The organism is Pseudochrobactrum asaccharolyticum, from assembly GCF_003314995.1.
GTDB classification, from domain to species: Bacteria; Pseudomonadota; Alphaproteobacteria; order Rhizobiales; family Rhizobiaceae; genus Pseudochrobactrum; species Pseudochrobactrum asaccharolyticum.
Map to the genome: position 1 here is coordinate 15842 of NZ_QNRH01000005.1, position 14367 is coordinate 30208.

Genomic DNA, 14367 nt, shown 5'->3' on the forward strand with positions numbered 1-14367 from the left:
TATCATCAGAGGTACCGCAGTATGAATTTCATCAACAGGCAAACGCTTCATCTCTTCCCCGTAAAGCGTTCCGCTCTGCTCCTGACCATACTGCTTACCAGTCTTTTACTTGTCTCCGTTTCGCAGACATGGGCGCAATCTTCACTGGGCATCGGTGCCAGCGAAGTCTCACTGCAACCAACCGGCCCCTTTGCCCATCTGATCCTGTGGATCAATGCCGAGCAAAAACGCTTTTATCTGATGATGACCACGGCGCTCAAAGCCATGCGGGAAGACCCTTGGGCGGCATGGACATTGGTGAGCCTGTCGTTTCTCTATGGCATATTGCATGCCGCAGGCCCTGGTCACGGCAAAGCGGTGATTTCTTCCTATATGATTGCCAATGAAACTGCTTTGCGTCGTGGTATTTTCCTGTCGTTCATCTCATCCATATTGCAGGCAATCTCTGCCATTATTCTTGTCGGACTGGCATGGTTCGTTTTGCGCGGCACCGGCATCTCTATGGGCATGACAGGGCGCTATATGGAAATTGCCAGCTATGTGCTGGTGATCCTCTGCGGCATCTATATTCTCATCCGCAAATTCCGCACCAAACCACAGGTTGCTCCGGTTATACCGGCAGAGGTGGCAGCGCCGTCACCTGTCTGGCAAGGCTCACTCTCAGCATCCGCCACACAAAAACCGACCGCGCTCAACACATCCATGCGGCTCAAATATCAGCCTGCCAATGCCAAAGCAGCGACTTTCGATCATGAGTTTTCCGGCAGCGGTGCCAATTGCACTGCCTGCGGCCACAGCCACCTTGCAGACCCGTCCACGCTGAGCGGTGATTTCAACTGGAAAACCGCATGGGCTGCCATCATTGCAGTGGGCGTTCGTCCCTGCTCCGGCGCTATCATTGTGCTGACATTCTCGATGCTCAACGGCCTGATGCTCGGCGGCATTCTTTCCACATTTGCTATGGCAATCGGCACATTCATCACTGTGGCTGCGCTGGCAACTTTGGCTGTCACCGCCAAAAACACTGCATTGCGACTTGTTAAAAACCCGCTGATGTCAACGCGGCTGCAAACGGCAATCGAGGTCGCCGCCGCATTATTTATCATTCTCACCGGCGTATTATTGCTAACCGCCGCTCTGAGTTAAACACCGGTCAATGTTGGCGTTTTTTCTGTGCTTTTGCCCGCAGCCAAAACACAGCGAAAAACGCCATCACAAAGACTATGGCAATCAATGCAGCCAGCACATGACTATAGGGTCCGACTGCCAGCATGATAATCGGCATAAAGTAAAACAACGCACCGAACACCACCAGTATCAGTGCGGCAGCGATAGCGGAGTTGCGCGTTTCATTGTTATTTTGTTGCGGCGCTGTCATATGATCCTCCCCGATCCTGACTACGGCATAATTCCTTAAATCCTTATCAGTTTAAGGTAAAATTATGCTGTAAATAAAAAGCGTTAGAGCGAGTTTTGTGCACCCAAGAGGGTGCGCGGCGCTCTAATTACGAAACGCTTCCAGCTTTTGAATTTGCTGCCCGTCCGCATCAAAATTCTCCGGAGACAACCAGTTCTGATAGGCCTGCTTCAAAGCCGGCCACTCGCTGTCGATCATAGCATACCATGCTGTGTCGCGGTTCTTGCCCTTAACAATCAGATGCTGGCGGAAAATACCTTCAAACTGGAAACCGAAACGCTCTGCAGCACGCTTTGATGGCAGATTGTCATTGTTGCATTTCCATTCGTAACGGCGATAGCCAAGTTCATCGAAGATATATTGCATGAACAGATATTGCGCTTCTGTTGCTGCCGGTTTGCGGGAAATCAATGGCCCCCAATAGACATTGCCGATTTCAATACTGCCGTTCTCTGCATCAATACGCATCAGCGCCTGACGACCGGCGATTTTGCCTGTAGCCTTGTCAATAATCGCATAAAACAGAGTTGTCTGGCTGGCTGCGGATTTCTCCAGCCACGGACGCATATCTTCCAAGGTTGCGGGAACAGTATCAAACAACCATGTAAAGCGGCTGTCTGCATCCTCAACACTGGACGCCTCAAACAGACCTTGCCCGTGCTTATCCGCGTCAAGCGGTTCCAGCCGGACATAGCGCCCTTCAAGAACTTTGCGTTCCGGCAACGGACGTGGTGTCCACTCAGACAAATCCCGCATAATCATTCTCCTCATTCTCAGGGAGAAATGATCATATTTTATGACATTTGCAAACTGATTTCATTTTGCTGCAAGCGTGCAGCGCTGCGATCTATCGACACTGCTTTGATAAGCGCGAAAATCTGCTCACCCTTTTGCAGATTGAGATCTTGCACAGATTTACGTGAAATGCGTGACAGCAACTGCACATCACCCAATTGCAAATTGAGCTCCGCAAAAGGCCCGTCATCGGTCAAAATAGAATTAATCACCACCGGAAAAATATTACGGATACTGATATCAACCGGCGCATAGCGTGACAGCGACACATCACGGGAGCGGATGCGCAACCGCACCTTCATACCCGTTTGCAAAGCGTGATCTGTGAGCTGGAAGCAATGCCCGCCAATGGCGATCTCAGCCATTGCATAGGCATCATCGCTGCGGGTTACTTCGCCCAGTAGCAGCACGCTTGTCGTATCGCCTGTGCCATCAATCTGGCTGAAAATATCAAACACTGAACCGCTTTCCTTTACGCGTCCCCGCTCCAGCAGCACAAGCGTATCTGCCAGCCGTGCAACCTCGTCCACTTCATGACTGACAAAGACGATCGGCAAACCGCTCTCGTCACGCAGGCGCTCCAGATAAGGCAAAATCTCCTGACGCCGTGCATGATCCAGCGATGACAATGGCTCATCCAGCAAGAGCAGGCGCGGTGCTGATAGCAATGCCCGTCCGATGGCAACGCGCTGTTTTTCACCGCCGGACAACTGATGCGGCTTGCGCTGCAACAATGCACCGATGCCAAGCAGTTCGGTGATCTCTTCAAGCTTACGTTCCGGCTGGCGCTTGCCTGCCCATTGCGCATAGGTCAGATTGCGCAAAACACTAAGATGCGGAAACAAACGGGCATCCTGATAGACATAGCCGATATGGCGCTGTTCAGGTTTCAGATTAATATTCCGGGCACTGTCAAACAGCACCAAATTACCGATTGCTATGCGTCCGGCTTCAGGCCGCAGGGTTCCGGCAATCATCCGCAGCAAAGTGGTTTTACCGGCACCGGAAGCGCCGAACAGGGCTGTCACGCCAGTTTCTGCGCGGAAGGCCGCTTCAACACGAAAGCCGCCATTGCCACCTTTGACACTCAATTCAAGCGCATTGGAGGAGAATTTCGACATTATTTCCCTCCTCTGCTGAGACGGCGTTGCAGCCATTCAGACAACACCACAGCCAATACTGACAGCACCACGGAGACCAGAATAAGCTTCAGCGCAGCGGCATCACCGCTCGGGCTCTGCATCAGCGCATAAATCGCCAGCGACAACGTCTGTGTCTCACCCGGAATATTGGAAACGAAGGTAATTGTGGCACCGAATTCACCCAGCGCTTTGGCAAAACCCAGCACACTACCGGCGATAATACCGGGCATCAGCAACGGCAGTGTCACCGTCATAAAGGCTTTGATGCGCCCTGCACCGAGCGTGCGGGCAGCTTCTTCCAAGCCCTTGTCAATATTTTCAATCGCCAGCCGCATCGGACGGATCAGCAATGGCAAGGCCATCACACCAGCCGCAAGGGCTGCGCCGGTCCAGCGGAAAGCAAAGCTGAAACCGAACCATTCCAGCAACAGACTGCCGATTGCACCGCGTGCACCAAACAGCACCAGCAGGAAATAGCCGGTAACCACAGGCGGCAAGACCAAAGGCATGGTCAGCACCGCCTGCAACAGGCTTTTGCCGGGAAAATCATAGCGCGCCAATATCCACGCAAAACCAAAAGCAACCGGCAGTGCCCCGAGAATAGCAATGCCTGCTATTCTCAGTGACAAAGCGATGATTTCCATTTCCGGCGTAACCATCATCAAACCAATGCTTTATTTCGCATCGGCCGCAGGCACAAAGCCTTTATCGGCAATGATTGCCTGTCCGGCATCACTGCGCAGGAATGCCAAAAAGGCCTTCGCATTTTCGTCAGGTGTACCGACCAGCGCTGCCGGATACAGGATTGGCGCGTGGCTGGAAGCAGGGAAGCGGTAAACTTCTGTCAGTTCCGGCACCTGCGCGCGGTCAGACGCATAGACAATACCGGCATTCACTTCGCCACGGGAAACATATTGCAGTGCAACACGCACATTTTCCGCGAAAACAGCATTGGCAGAAACATCACCCCAGATGCCGAGCTTTTCCAAAGCAGCCTTGCCATATTTACCGGCAGGCACATTGGAAGGGTCGCCCATCGAGAAACGACCGGCTTTCAGAATTTCAGCAGCTTCCGCAGGTTTTGCATCCTTGGCACCGGCGATAACCAGTGCATTACCGGCAATCACAGCGCGGCTGTCATTATCGATCAGCTTGCGCTCCTGCACATAGTCCATCCAGTCGAGATCCGCTGAGATGAAAATACCGGCAGGCGCACCGGCTTCGATCTGCTTTGCCAGCACCGAAGAAGACGCATAGGACGCGGTCACTTCCGAACCGTTTTCGGCTTTAAATTTTTCTGCCGCCGTATCAATCACGTCTTTCATGCTGGCCGCAGCGAAAACAACAATTTTCTCTGCCGCAAAAGTTGGCAGGGCAGTACCGGCCAGCAGGCCAAGCGCAACAACAAATCTGATCATGACATCCCTCAATATTTTCAATCATTATATTTCTTCATGCATAACGTGTCCTATCCCATGCATCAAGCAATAAAAAAGGCCCTCCGGAGGGAGAGCCTTTGATAAAAAAATCTGAGCCGACGTGAAATCAGTCACCTATATGCTGCTTGGCACCACGCTCTTTCGCCAGCAATACCTGACGCTGGCGCTCGGCATAGCGGGCGCGGTCAGCATCGCTACGCTCATGGTAGCAGCTGTCGCAGGAAATACCTTCTTCGTAGAACTGAGACAATTTGCCTTCCGGAGTCACCGGATTGCGGCAGGCGCGGCACAGTTGCACATCACCTTCCACCAGTCCGTGACCAACGGAAACGCGCTCATCAAACACAAAGCATTCGCCTTCCCAGCGTGTATCCTCCGCCGGCATATCTTCGAGATATTTCAGAATACCGCCTTTGAGGTGGTAGACATCATCGAAGCCTAAGCCCTTCACGAAAGCGGTGGCCTTTTCGCAACGGATACCACCAGTACAGAACATGGCAATTTTCTTGCCTTCCAGATCACCGCGATGATCTTCAACCCATTGCGGAAACTCGCGGAATGTCTTGGTCTTCGGGTCAATCGCACCTTTGAAAGTGCCGATGGCATATTCATAGTCATTACGTGTATCGATAAGAATGGTATTCTCATCGTCAATCAGTGCATTCCAATCTTCCGGCTGCACATAGGCGCCGACGCTCTGCAACGGATCAATGCCTTCCACACCCATCGTCACGATCTCTTTCTTGAGACGGACTTTCATGCGGTTGAATGGCATCTGGCTAGCTGTCGAATATTTCAATTCAATATTCTGCTCGCGCAAGGCAGGAATGGCTTCAATAAAAGCAATCAGCGCGGCGATGCCGGACTGGGTTCCGGCAACAGTGCCGTTCAAACCTTCTGCAGCCAGCAGCAAAGTTCCTTTGATACCATTCTGGTCGCAAAGTTCAGTCAGCGGAGCCTGATAGGCTTCAAAATCCGGAAAACGCGCAAAACAATAAAGCGCAGCAACAGTGAAATGTGCTTCACACATAAATAGACCTCAATAGCTGGTCGCCTCGCAAAGGCGCTGCCGTGATATTCCGCCTGACAATTTCGAAACTTGTCAGACAGCCGAAAACAAACGAATTTGTCTTTGTGTGCTCTAAACCCGCTTTAAGCGGATTTCAAGATCATGACCGGATTTTGCCTGCACAAGAGATATCTATCCCCGCCCTGAACGGGCATGGCAAATTCACAGCGGTTTTGTTTCAGGAGATATGGCAATGTTCGATGCAGATATCAGAGAGCTGTTTCTCAAGGCAGGGCATGAGCATAATCTCGATGCCGCAGCACTCGCCGCCATTGCCCAAACAGAAAGCGGCGGGATAACTACAACCCGCATCAATGGCCGTGACGAACCCCTGATCCGTTTTGAAGGTCATTATTTTGACAAGCGTCTCAGCCCAGCAGATCAGGCGCAAGCGAGAGCGTTAAAACTCTCCTCCCCCAAAGCCGGAGCCATTCGCAACCCTGCGACACAGGCCGCACGCTGGAAACTCTTACAGCAAGCCACGCAAATTAACCGCGATGCAGCTTATGAATCCACGTCCTGGGGTATCGGGCAAGTGATGGGTGCTAATTGGCACTGGTTGGGCTACGCCTCAGTCAGCGACATGGTTGATACTGTGTGCAGTTCTGTCCAGCAGCAAATTGAACTGATGAGCCGTTTCCTCATCTACAGCAATCTACGCGACGCACTGAACAATCACGAGTGGCAGAAAATCGCCTATAATTATAACGGCCCGCTTTATGCGAAAAACCAATATGACCGCAAACTCGCGCAGGCCTATGCGCTTTATCAGCCATTGTTTCCGCCCTTCTCTCCCTCTGCCCTGTTAAGAGCATAGACAAATTCACACTCGCCCGTTAAATCGATTATAAAACAATCGTGAGGGTGAGATGTCGCAGAAAACTGAAAAGCTTATTCCTGTCATGACAGGGCAAACCGTCATTCCGGTTCTGTTGATCGACAAAGCAAAGGACGCCGTGCCACTTGCGCGCGCTTTGGCCAAAGGCGGCCTGCCTGCCATCGAAATCACCCTGCGCACAACAGCAGCGCTAGATGCAATTCGTGCCGTGGCAGAGGAAGTACCGGAAGCCATTGTCGGCGCAGGCACGATTCTCAATGCTTCACACTATGAACAGGCCGTGCGTGCCGGATCGCAGTTTATCGTCAGCCCCGGCGTGACCGATGCCATTCTCGATGCAGCAGACCAAAGCAGCATTCCCCTACTGCCTGGTTGCGCCACTGCCAGCGAAGTGATGAGCTTGCGCGAGCGCGGTTACACCCATGTCAAATTCTTCCCTGCTGAACAGGCAGGCGGCGCGCCTTATCTCAAAGCCCTGTCCTCCCCGCTTGCAGGCACATTTTTCTGCCCGACCGGCGGCATCAGCCTCAGCAATGCAATGAGCTACCTGCAGCTTCCGAATGTGCTGTGCATCGGCGGCTCATGGATTGCACCAAAAGAATTGGTAAATGATGGCAAGTGGGATGAAATTACTACACTTGCAGCAGCGGCGTCAGCGCTTAAAGGCTGAATTTACTTTTCAAATCAGAACATAAAAAAGGGGGCTTTCGCCCCCTTTTTGTTATCCCTCTACAGAGATCAGTTCACTTTAGAGAATTTAGCAATTGGAATGAAAGTCACCGCATTGCCTGTAAAGCGATGTGCATTATCGGCAGGAAGGTCTTTCTGGAAACCGGCTGTATAAACAACGGTTGGTGCCTGACGCATCGCATCATTACGCAGTACCGGATTGGATACTGGCACAACTTTGGCGACCGGTTCATTCGAAATTACCGCATCTGTTGCTGCATCAGCAGGCTGGAGAACAGCATTGGCTGCAGCTTTGGCATTCGCACGGTCTGAACGACCGGCTTTTGCCGTTGTGCGCACAGCTTCACCGCTTACAGCATTGCTCTCGGCGTTAGCAGCCGGATTGCGTCCGGATTTACCACCGCGTACATCCTGCGGCATGACCATAGCAACCTGCTGTTCCTGTGCCTGCGGGCGCGGAGCCGGAATTGCGGCCACATGTTCATTATTGCTCAGGAGATCCGCAATGACATCCTGTCCGGCATTTGCACGAGCCACTGACGGTTCAGCAACTGGCTCCGGACGGCTCGCAGGAATCGCAGCCGATGCGAGCACTGTATTGATTGCCTGACCAGCAGCCTGCGGGCGCTGTACCGGAACCGGCACATAACCGCTCAGCATGGCATTAGTATTCGTATTACCTGCATCTGCCGCAACCAGCGCAGCAATCTGGTCATTAGCCGGTTGTGCAGGAGCGGAAGGCGCACCCGAAGCACCGGCAAAAGCCTGCGCTTCCAGCGTATTCGGCGGCGGAGGTGTCATCGCCATCAGCACTTCCGCTTCCGTTTGCGGGCGCTTGGTTGGCAAAGGCACAGCAAACGCCATCGCTGCTTCTGCATCCGGTGTCATTTCAACTCCGGCAGCAGGACGCGGCGCATTCATTGGCAATGGCGCATTACGGGCCGGCAGAGCAGCAATCACAGTTTCCTGCTCTGGTTCAGGCTGCGTTGTGCGATTTGGTACGGCAGGAACCGGAGCCTGACGAGCGGGCACAGCTGCTGCAGGTGCATTGCGTGCAGGACGGGCATTCGCCACTGCACGGCCGGTGCTCTCACCATTATCTTCTTCTTCATCTGCACCACCGCCAAACAGCATACCAAACAAGGATTTGCTCTTCGGCTTGGCAGAAGCCATCTGGATCGTACCGCCGCTTGCCTTGCGCGCTTCATAAGCAGCAAGTGCCTGTTGATAACCCGGTAATGGCTTACCATCAGTTGGTACGTGAATTGTCTTACCATCCGGGAACACGGCCAGCAGCTCGCGGCGGCTCAGGCGCGGCCAATGGCGCACACTGCCCACATCAAGATGCACGAATGGCGAACCCGAAGTCGGATAATAGCCTACGCCACCAATCTGATAACGCAGCGCCGTATCACGCAATTTTTTCAGCGGCACACCCGGAATATAAAAGTCCATCGCTTTACCAAGCGTATGCTGACTGCTTTTGGCAACGCCGCGTGTGCGCGAGCGCAACATAGAGTTGGTCGCCGGAGAACGGTAAGCGGATACGACTGTAATATAATCACGGCCACCGGCGGTCTGATAAACCTGCCAAACCAGATCGAACAAACGCGGATCCATCTTGGTCGGCTCATTACGGCGCCAGTCACGCAGGAAGACATTCAGTTTCTTCAAACCATCCGGCAGATATTTGCCGTTTTTCTTGAAAGTAATTTCGGCACGTTCACCGGTATGCACAAAATGCAGCTTCAACGTACGGGTTTCGGCTGCAGCCTGTGACGGTGCGAAAGCTGTAACAGCCGTGAAAACAAGAGCCAGCTGCACGCTGAGTTTAACAACTCTGCTCGCCCAGCCTGCCAGTTTAGATGTTTTGCTGTTTTTCAATTTCGAATGCCTTACCGTTTACAGTCACGCTATTCAGACGAATATCGGATTTAATGGTTAATAGACACTTATTGAACAGACAATGAGTTTTCACCATGACGAAAAAAACCTATTTCGGAAGCACTTTCCATCATGGTAAAGAGTTAATGAACAGAAATTTCAATCTTAGCGTGCACTAATTTTAAAATGCACGCAAATCACCCGCGAAACATTAACCCCGCCATGAATGTTGCATATATGCACCATCCAGTTGAAAATGTTCATTTTTCATAAGCGCTCGATGAGCACGACTTATCTTGCCCTTGCTAAAAATTTCTTTTTAATATCCGAAAATTTACATAATATTTCAGAGATATAACCGGCCTTGGTCCGGAAATTTTCGCACAAATTTCCTCACTTTATTTCATATATGTAACGCAATGTGATGGGATAAATGTCGTAATTTCGGGAACCAAATCCGTTTTTCCGTCGCATCAAACGGAAAAAGCCCAAATCAACCTCTGCTCGGACACTGATTTGCGGGCTCACATTAACAAAAGCGGCAAACCCACACCTGCATTTTCACCCGCAATTTTCACACTGCTTAGACATATGAAATCTGCGCGGGAACGTCCTATATAGTCATCAGCAATGAAAAGAATCGTATGAGGTTGAACCGCTATGAATTTACGCAACCAAGCAGAACTTCTCCGTATGCCCGCTGATGCGCCGCAGGCACAGGCAGCAGCATCAACGGATCTGAGCAATCTGCCACGCTGGAACCTCACCGATCTTTACCCTGCACCGGACAGCCCTGAGCTCGCACGTGACCTTAAAATCTCTGCGGAGCAAGCCGTTGCCTTTGAGACAAAATGGAAAGGCAATCTGGAAGCCGAGGTTTCCAAAGCACAAGGCGGTGACTTCGCCAATGCTATCAAAGAATTCGAACAGCTCGAAGAACTGATGGGGCGCATCTATTCCTATACGGGCCTGCTCTATGCCGATGATACATCCAGTGCTGCCAACGCCAAGCTTTATGGTGACGTACAGCAGAAACTGACGGATGCGAGCAGCCATCTGATCTTCTTCTCACTGGAACTGAACCGTATTGATGATACCCTGCTTGATAAGGCCATCGCCGATAATCCGGCCATTGGTCATTACAAGCCATGGCTGGTCGATCTGCGTAAAGACAAGCCTTATCAGCTGGATGACAAGACCGAAGCATTGTTCCACGAAAAATCCGTCACCGGTTTTGGCGCATGGAACCGTCTGTTTGATGAAACGATGAGTGGTTTGCGCTTTACAATCGACAGTGAAGCGCTGCCGATTGAGCCGGTACTGTCCATGCTGCAGGATGCCGATGGCGCAACCCGTAAAAAAGCATCGGAAGCGCTTTCCAAAACCTTTGGCGAAAATCTGCGTCTCTTTACCCTGATCACCAATACGCTGGCCAAGGATAAGGAAATCTCCGATCGCTGGCGCGGCTTTGAAGATATTGCTGACAGCCGCCACCTTGCCAATCGCGTCGAACGCGAAGTTGTCGACGCACTGGCCAGTGCGGTCAATGCTGCTTATCCGCGTATTTCCCACCGCTATTATGCGCTGAAAGCCAAATGGCTTGGTCTTGAGCAGCTCGACAACTGGGATCGCAATGCACCGCTGCCGGAGAGTTCACAGGCGACGATCGGCTGGGATGAAGCCAAAGCGACTGTGCTTGATGCTTATGCAGGCTTCGCCCCGGAGATGGCCGATATCGCCCGCGATTTCTTTGACAAGAACTGGATTGATGCCCCAAGCCGTGCGGGTAAAGCACCGGGTGCTTTTGCACATCCGACCGTGCCTTCCGCACATCCTTATGTGCTGCTCAACTATCTCGGTAAGCCGCGCGATGTCATGACCCTCGCCCATGAGCTGGGTCATGGCGTGCATCAGGTTCTGGCGGCCAAACAAGGTGCGCTGATGGCATCCACACCGCTGACTTTGGCAGAAACTGCATCGGTTTTCGGTGAGATGCTCACCTTCCAGTCGCTGCTTGCAAAAGCCAAGGACAAGCGTGAGCGCAAAGCGATGCTGGCACAAAAAACCGAAGACATGATCAACACGGTTGTGCGCCAGATCGCATTCTATGAGTTTGAACGCAAAGTGCATACCGAGCGCAAAAACGGCGAGCTGACAGCCGAGCAGATTGGTGAAATCTGGATGGAAGTGCAGCGCTCAAGTCTTGGACCGGCAATCCGCCTCAATCCGGGCTATGAGAGCTTCTGGACATATATTCCGCATTTCATCCATTCACCGTTCTATGTCTATGCCTATGCATTCGGTGATTGCCTCGTTAACTCGCTCTATGCAGTGTACCAGAACAGCCCTGAAGGTTTTCAGGACAAATATTTCGATATGCTGAAAGCCGGTGGTACACGCCATCATAAAGAGCTGCTGGCACCATTTGGTCTCGATGCATCTGATCCGGCTTTCTGGCAGCAGGGTCTGTCGGTCATTGAAGGCATGATCGATGAGCTGGAAGCGATGGAAGACTGATCACAGTGATCCCGCACATCTCTGAAGGCACTATCCTGTTTCGTGATGATGTTGAACAGCACTCGCAGCTGTTCAACAATCCCGAGCAACTGATCATCATCGAGCAGGCTTCAGATTTTGAAGTGGGGTTTGCTGCGCTGGAAACCGCACGCCGTCAGGGAAAATGGCTTGCGGGCTATTTCAGCTATGAAGCAGGTTTCTTACTGGAGCCAAAACTGGCAGCGCTGTTGCCGGAGCAACGCCGTGTGCCGCTGATCTGCTTTGGCGTTTTCAGTGAGCCACCCGCGACTATATCTGCTGACACGCAACCCAAAGACACCAATGCCGGCCTCTCAAACTTCCATGCCGGTTGGTCACAGAGCGATTATCAGCAGCGCTTTGATCGCCTGCACCGTCATTTACGCGAAGGCGATTGCTATCAGGGCAACCTGACCTTTCCGATCACAGCACAGTATCATGGCGCGCCGGAAGCCCTGTTTAACAACCTCAGCAAGCGCCAGCCGGTGCGCTATAGTGCATTTGTTCATCTGACATCACAGGACAAGGCACCGCTTATCCTGTCGCGCTCACCGGAACTGTTTTTCGAAGTCGATAAAGACGGCTGGATTGAAACCCATCCGATGAAAGGCACCACACCACGCGGAGCAACACCACAAGAAGATGATGCCTTGCGTGATTTCCTGATCCATGACGAAAAAAGTCAGGCAGAGAACCGCATGATCGTAGATCTGCTGCGTAACGACATTTCTCTGATTAGCGAAGTCGGCAGCCTCTCAGTCCCTAAACTGTTCCATGTCGAACGTTATCCGACCGTGCATCAAATGGTTAGCCATGTGAGGGCCAAGCTGTTGCCCGATCTCACACTGCGACAGATTTTTGCAGCATTATTCCCCTGCGGTTCCATTACTGGTGCACCGAAAATCAGCGCGATGACAATCCTGCATGCGCTGGAACAACAAGCACGGGATATGTATTGCGGCTCCATCGGCTGGATCGCCCCATCAGGCGAAATGCGTTTCAACGTCGCCATCCGTACGCTGTCGCTTTATCCTAACGGAGAAGCCGTTCTCAATGTTGGTGGCGGCGTGGTCTATGATTCAACGGCCGAAGCTGAATATGCTGAATGTCTGCTGAAAGCCCGTTACGCGACCGGTGACAGTCCTGTTTCCGGCACCTGAAAGACGAGAGCGCATCCCGAAAAGTGTGAAGCGGTTTTCGGAAAAGATGCGCGTAAAACAAAGAGACAGAGCATTTCTAATGATTCAATTTAAACTGGAAATGCTCTGACATGCGAAAACCTGATTTTGGCCTGATCGAAACTTTACGCGTTGAGTCTGCCAATGGCTTTTTGCGTTTAGAGCAACATTTGCAGCGCCTGCAATCTTCGGCAAAAGAACTCGGCTTTATCTGCGATGCAGATGCTATCCGTACAAAATTACAAGCACATAGCACCGGCGATCAGGCCTTGCGTGTCCGGCTTTGCTTAACCGCAGACGGCAAAACGGAGATCATTACAGCCCCGTTCCAGCCCTTGAGCGCCGATACGCACTGGGTTGTGGCCATTGCGAAAACACGGCTCAACAGTGTTGATCCGTTGCTCCGTCATAAAACCACCCGCCGCGCAATTTACGAGGCCGCCCGGGCTGAGTTCACGCCAATGCAGGCGGATGAAGTCCTGCTTCTCAATGAAAAAGACGAGCTATGCGAGGGCACTATCACCTCGCTTTTCGTTGATATGGGTGATGGTCAATTACTGACGCCGCCTTTGCAATGCGGTTTGCTCAATGGCGTTCTGCGGCAGGAATTATTGCAAACCGGCACGGCCAAGACTGCAATCCTCACCCTGCAGGATTTGCAAAATGCCAAAAAGATTTTTGTCGGGAACGCTCTGCGCGGTATGATTCCAGCACGGCTTGCCGCACAAACCTGATCGCAACCGACGTTAAAATGCCATGCTTACAGCCCAGATTGCGCCTTGAAAAACACGTCCGAACACGACCAGTCACCAAGATGTGAGGTAAAAAAGCAACAGATACAAGGCTCTTGATGGTTAAGAAACCTATAATGCTCTTGTATTTAGCAGTAATTCCATACATCAAATTGGTATAAAAATTTTGCAGAATCCCGGGAGAGCTCGCTTATGAAAACATTCCGCACGGCCGCATCCCTTTGTTTGGCTGCCACCCTCGCCGCCTGTACAACTTATGGCCCGATCAATGATGGCGGCGGCAACAATGTTCCGACCCGTCCGGCCAATGCCGGTATTGATGGTGGCTGGGTAGATGCTAACGGCATTACGTCCAATTTCAACGGCGGCATTTTCGAAACCCGTACAACAGACACCAATGAAAAGCTGGCAGAAGGTAATTACCGTTACCTGTCACCACGTCTGGTAGAAATTGACATGCGTTCGATCGTTCGCGGCACCACGTCCAAAGTCAATTGTGCGCAGGTAACCCAGTCGCAGCTCAATTGCACCACCTCCACAGGTTCGCAATTCTCGCTGACACGCAAAGCCTGAACCACTGCGCTTTGAATTTGAGAGACGCCCGCAGCACGCTGCGGGCGTTTTGCAT

14 protein-coding genes are annotated in these 14367 nt (G+C 52.0%); 7 read left to right on the forward strand and 7 right to left on the reverse strand.

What is annotated here, in order from left to right; translation table 11 throughout:
- The first annotated feature begins 21 nt into the window (after window positions 1–21).
- Window positions 22–1146, forward strand: a complete 1125-nt coding sequence (locus DFR47_RS13990; RefSeq protein ID WP_113945044.1) for a nickel/cobalt transporter — start codon at window positions 22–24, stop codon at window positions 1144–1146.
- A 7-nt stretch (window positions 1147–1153) separates the two neighbouring features.
- Here the strand turns inward: DFR47_RS13990 and DFR47_RS13995 are convergent, their stop codons facing one another.
- The 6 genes from DFR47_RS13995 to trhO form a co-directional block, all read right to left on the reverse strand.
- On the reverse strand, window positions 1154–1378 hold the full coding sequence (locus tag DFR47_RS13995) for a hypothetical protein (protein ID WP_113945045.1): 225 nt from the start codon (window positions 1376–1378) through the stop codon (window positions 1154–1156).
- A 123-nt stretch (window positions 1379–1501) separates the two neighbouring features.
- Window positions 1502–2173 carry a GNAT family N-acetyltransferase gene (locus DFR47_RS14000; protein ID WP_113945046.1) on the reverse strand — a complete coding sequence of 224 codons (672 nt, stop codon included), beginning with the start codon at window positions 2171–2173 and terminating at the stop codon, window positions 1502–1504.
- A 38-nt stretch (window positions 2174–2211) separates the two neighbouring features.
- Complete coding sequence (modC, locus tag DFR47_RS14005) at window positions 2212–3333, reverse strand: molybdenum ABC transporter ATP-binding protein (RefSeq protein WP_245416570.1); 1122 nt, start codon at window positions 3331–3333, stop codon at window positions 2212–2214.
- The gene (modB, locus tag DFR47_RS14010) at window positions 3333–4013 is read right to left on the reverse strand and encodes a molybdate ABC transporter permease subunit (protein WP_113945207.1); all 681 of its coding nucleotides are present in this window, start codon (window positions 4011–4013) and stop codon (window positions 3333–3335) included. The genes modC and modB overlap by 1 nt, the downstream gene beginning before the upstream one ends.
- A gap of 15 nt (window positions 4014–4028) precedes the next feature.
- Window positions 4029–4784 (reverse strand): molybdate ABC transporter substrate-binding protein, encoded by a 756-nt coding sequence (modA, locus tag DFR47_RS14015; RefSeq protein ID WP_374788394.1) that lies wholly within the window; start codon window positions 4782–4784, stop codon window positions 4029–4031.
- A gap of 115 nt (window positions 4785–4899) precedes the next feature.
- A complete protein-coding gene (gene trhO, locus DFR47_RS14020; protein ID WP_113945049.1) occupies window positions 4900–5823 on the reverse strand; it encodes an oxygen-dependent tRNA uridine(34) hydroxylase TrhO in 924 nt (307 codons plus the stop codon).
- 232 nt (window positions 5824–6055) lie between these two features.
- Here trhO and DFR47_RS14025 point away from each other — a divergent pair, with 232 nt between their 5' ends.
- Both DFR47_RS14025 and DFR47_RS14030 read left to right on the forward strand, forming a co-directional pair.
- A complete protein-coding gene (locus DFR47_RS14025) occupies window positions 6056–6679 on the forward strand; it encodes an N-acetylmuramidase family protein (protein WP_113945050.1) in 624 nt (207 codons plus the stop codon).
- A gap of 52 nt (window positions 6680–6731) precedes the next feature.
- Window positions 6732–7370 (forward strand): 2-dehydro-3-deoxy-phosphogluconate aldolase, encoded by a 639-nt coding sequence (locus tag DFR47_RS14030; RefSeq protein WP_113945051.1) that lies wholly within the window; start codon window positions 6732–6734, stop codon window positions 7368–7370.
- Window positions 7371–7438: 68 nt separating this feature from the next.
- Here the strand turns inward: DFR47_RS14030 and mepK are convergent, their stop codons facing one another.
- Complete coding sequence (gene mepK / locus DFR47_RS14035; RefSeq protein ID WP_113945052.1) at window positions 7439–9274, reverse strand: peptidoglycan L,D-endopeptidase MepK; 1836 nt, start codon at window positions 9272–9274, stop codon at window positions 7439–7441.
- A 660-nt stretch (window positions 9275–9934) separates the two neighbouring features.
- Here mepK and DFR47_RS14040 point away from each other — a divergent pair.
- The 4 genes from DFR47_RS14040 to omp10 all read left to right on the forward strand — a co-directional run bounded on the left by DFR47_RS14040 (window position 9935) and on the right by omp10 (window position 14312).
- Entirely contained in the window at window positions 9935–11791 is a 1857-nt protein-coding gene (locus tag DFR47_RS14040; RefSeq protein ID WP_113945053.1) for a M3 family oligoendopeptidase, read from the forward strand.
- A gap of 17 nt (window positions 11792–11808) precedes the next feature.
- Complete coding sequence (locus DFR47_RS14045; protein WP_113945208.1) at window positions 11809–12969, forward strand: aminodeoxychorismate synthase component I; 1161 nt, start codon at window positions 11809–11811, stop codon at window positions 12967–12969.
- A gap of 110 nt (window positions 12970–13079) precedes the next feature.
- Window positions 13080–13721, forward strand: a complete 642-nt coding sequence (locus tag DFR47_RS14050; RefSeq protein WP_113945054.1) for an aminotransferase class IV family protein — start codon at window positions 13080–13082, stop codon at window positions 13719–13721.
- A 210-nt stretch (window positions 13722–13931) separates the two neighbouring features.
- Entirely contained in the window at window positions 13932–14312 is a 381-nt protein-coding gene (gene omp10, locus DFR47_RS14055) for an outer membrane lipoprotein Omp10 (RefSeq protein WP_113945055.1), read from the forward strand.
- Window positions 14313–14367 lie beyond the last annotated feature (55 nt).

Excerpts from the sequence above, each read along its gene's own strand:
- DFR47_RS13990 (WP_113945044.1), top strand. The coding sequence starts at position 22 with ATGAATTTCATCAACAGGCAAACGCTTCATCTCTTCCCCGTAAAGCGT.
- DFR47_RS13995 (WP_113945045.1), bottom strand. The coding sequence starts at position 1,378 with ATGACAGCGCCGCAACAAAATAACAATGAAACGCGCAACTCCGCTATC.
- DFR47_RS14000 (WP_113945046.1), bottom strand. The coding sequence starts at position 2,173 with ATGCGGGATTTGTCTGAGTGGACACCACGTCCGTTGCCGGAACGCAAA.
- modC (WP_245416570.1), bottom strand. The coding sequence starts at position 3,333 with ATGTCGAAATTCTCCTCCAATGCGCTTGAATTGAGTGTCAAAGGTGGC.
- modB (WP_113945207.1), bottom strand. The coding sequence starts at position 4,013 with ATGGTTACGCCGGAAATGGAAATCATCGCTTTGTCACTGAGAATAGCA.
- trhO (WP_113945049.1), bottom strand. The coding sequence starts at position 5,823 with ATGTGTGAAGCACATTTCACTGTTGCTGCGCTTTATTGTTTTGCGCGT.
- DFR47_RS14025 (WP_113945050.1), top strand. The coding sequence starts at position 6,056 with ATGTTCGATGCAGATATCAGAGAGCTGTTTCTCAAGGCAGGGCATGAG.
- DFR47_RS14030 (WP_113945051.1), top strand. The coding sequence starts at position 6,732 with ATGTCGCAGAAAACTGAAAAGCTTATTCCTGTCATGACAGGGCAAACC.
- DFR47_RS14040 (WP_113945053.1), top strand. The coding sequence starts at position 9,935 with ATGAATTTACGCAACCAAGCAGAACTTCTCCGTATGCCCGCTGATGCG.
- DFR47_RS14050 (WP_113945054.1), top strand. The coding sequence starts at position 13,080 with ATGCGAAAACCTGATTTTGGCCTGATCGAAACTTTACGCGTTGAGTCT.
- omp10 (WP_113945055.1), top strand. The coding sequence starts at position 13,932 with ATGAAAACATTCCGCACGGCCGCATCCCTTTGTTTGGCTGCCACCCTC.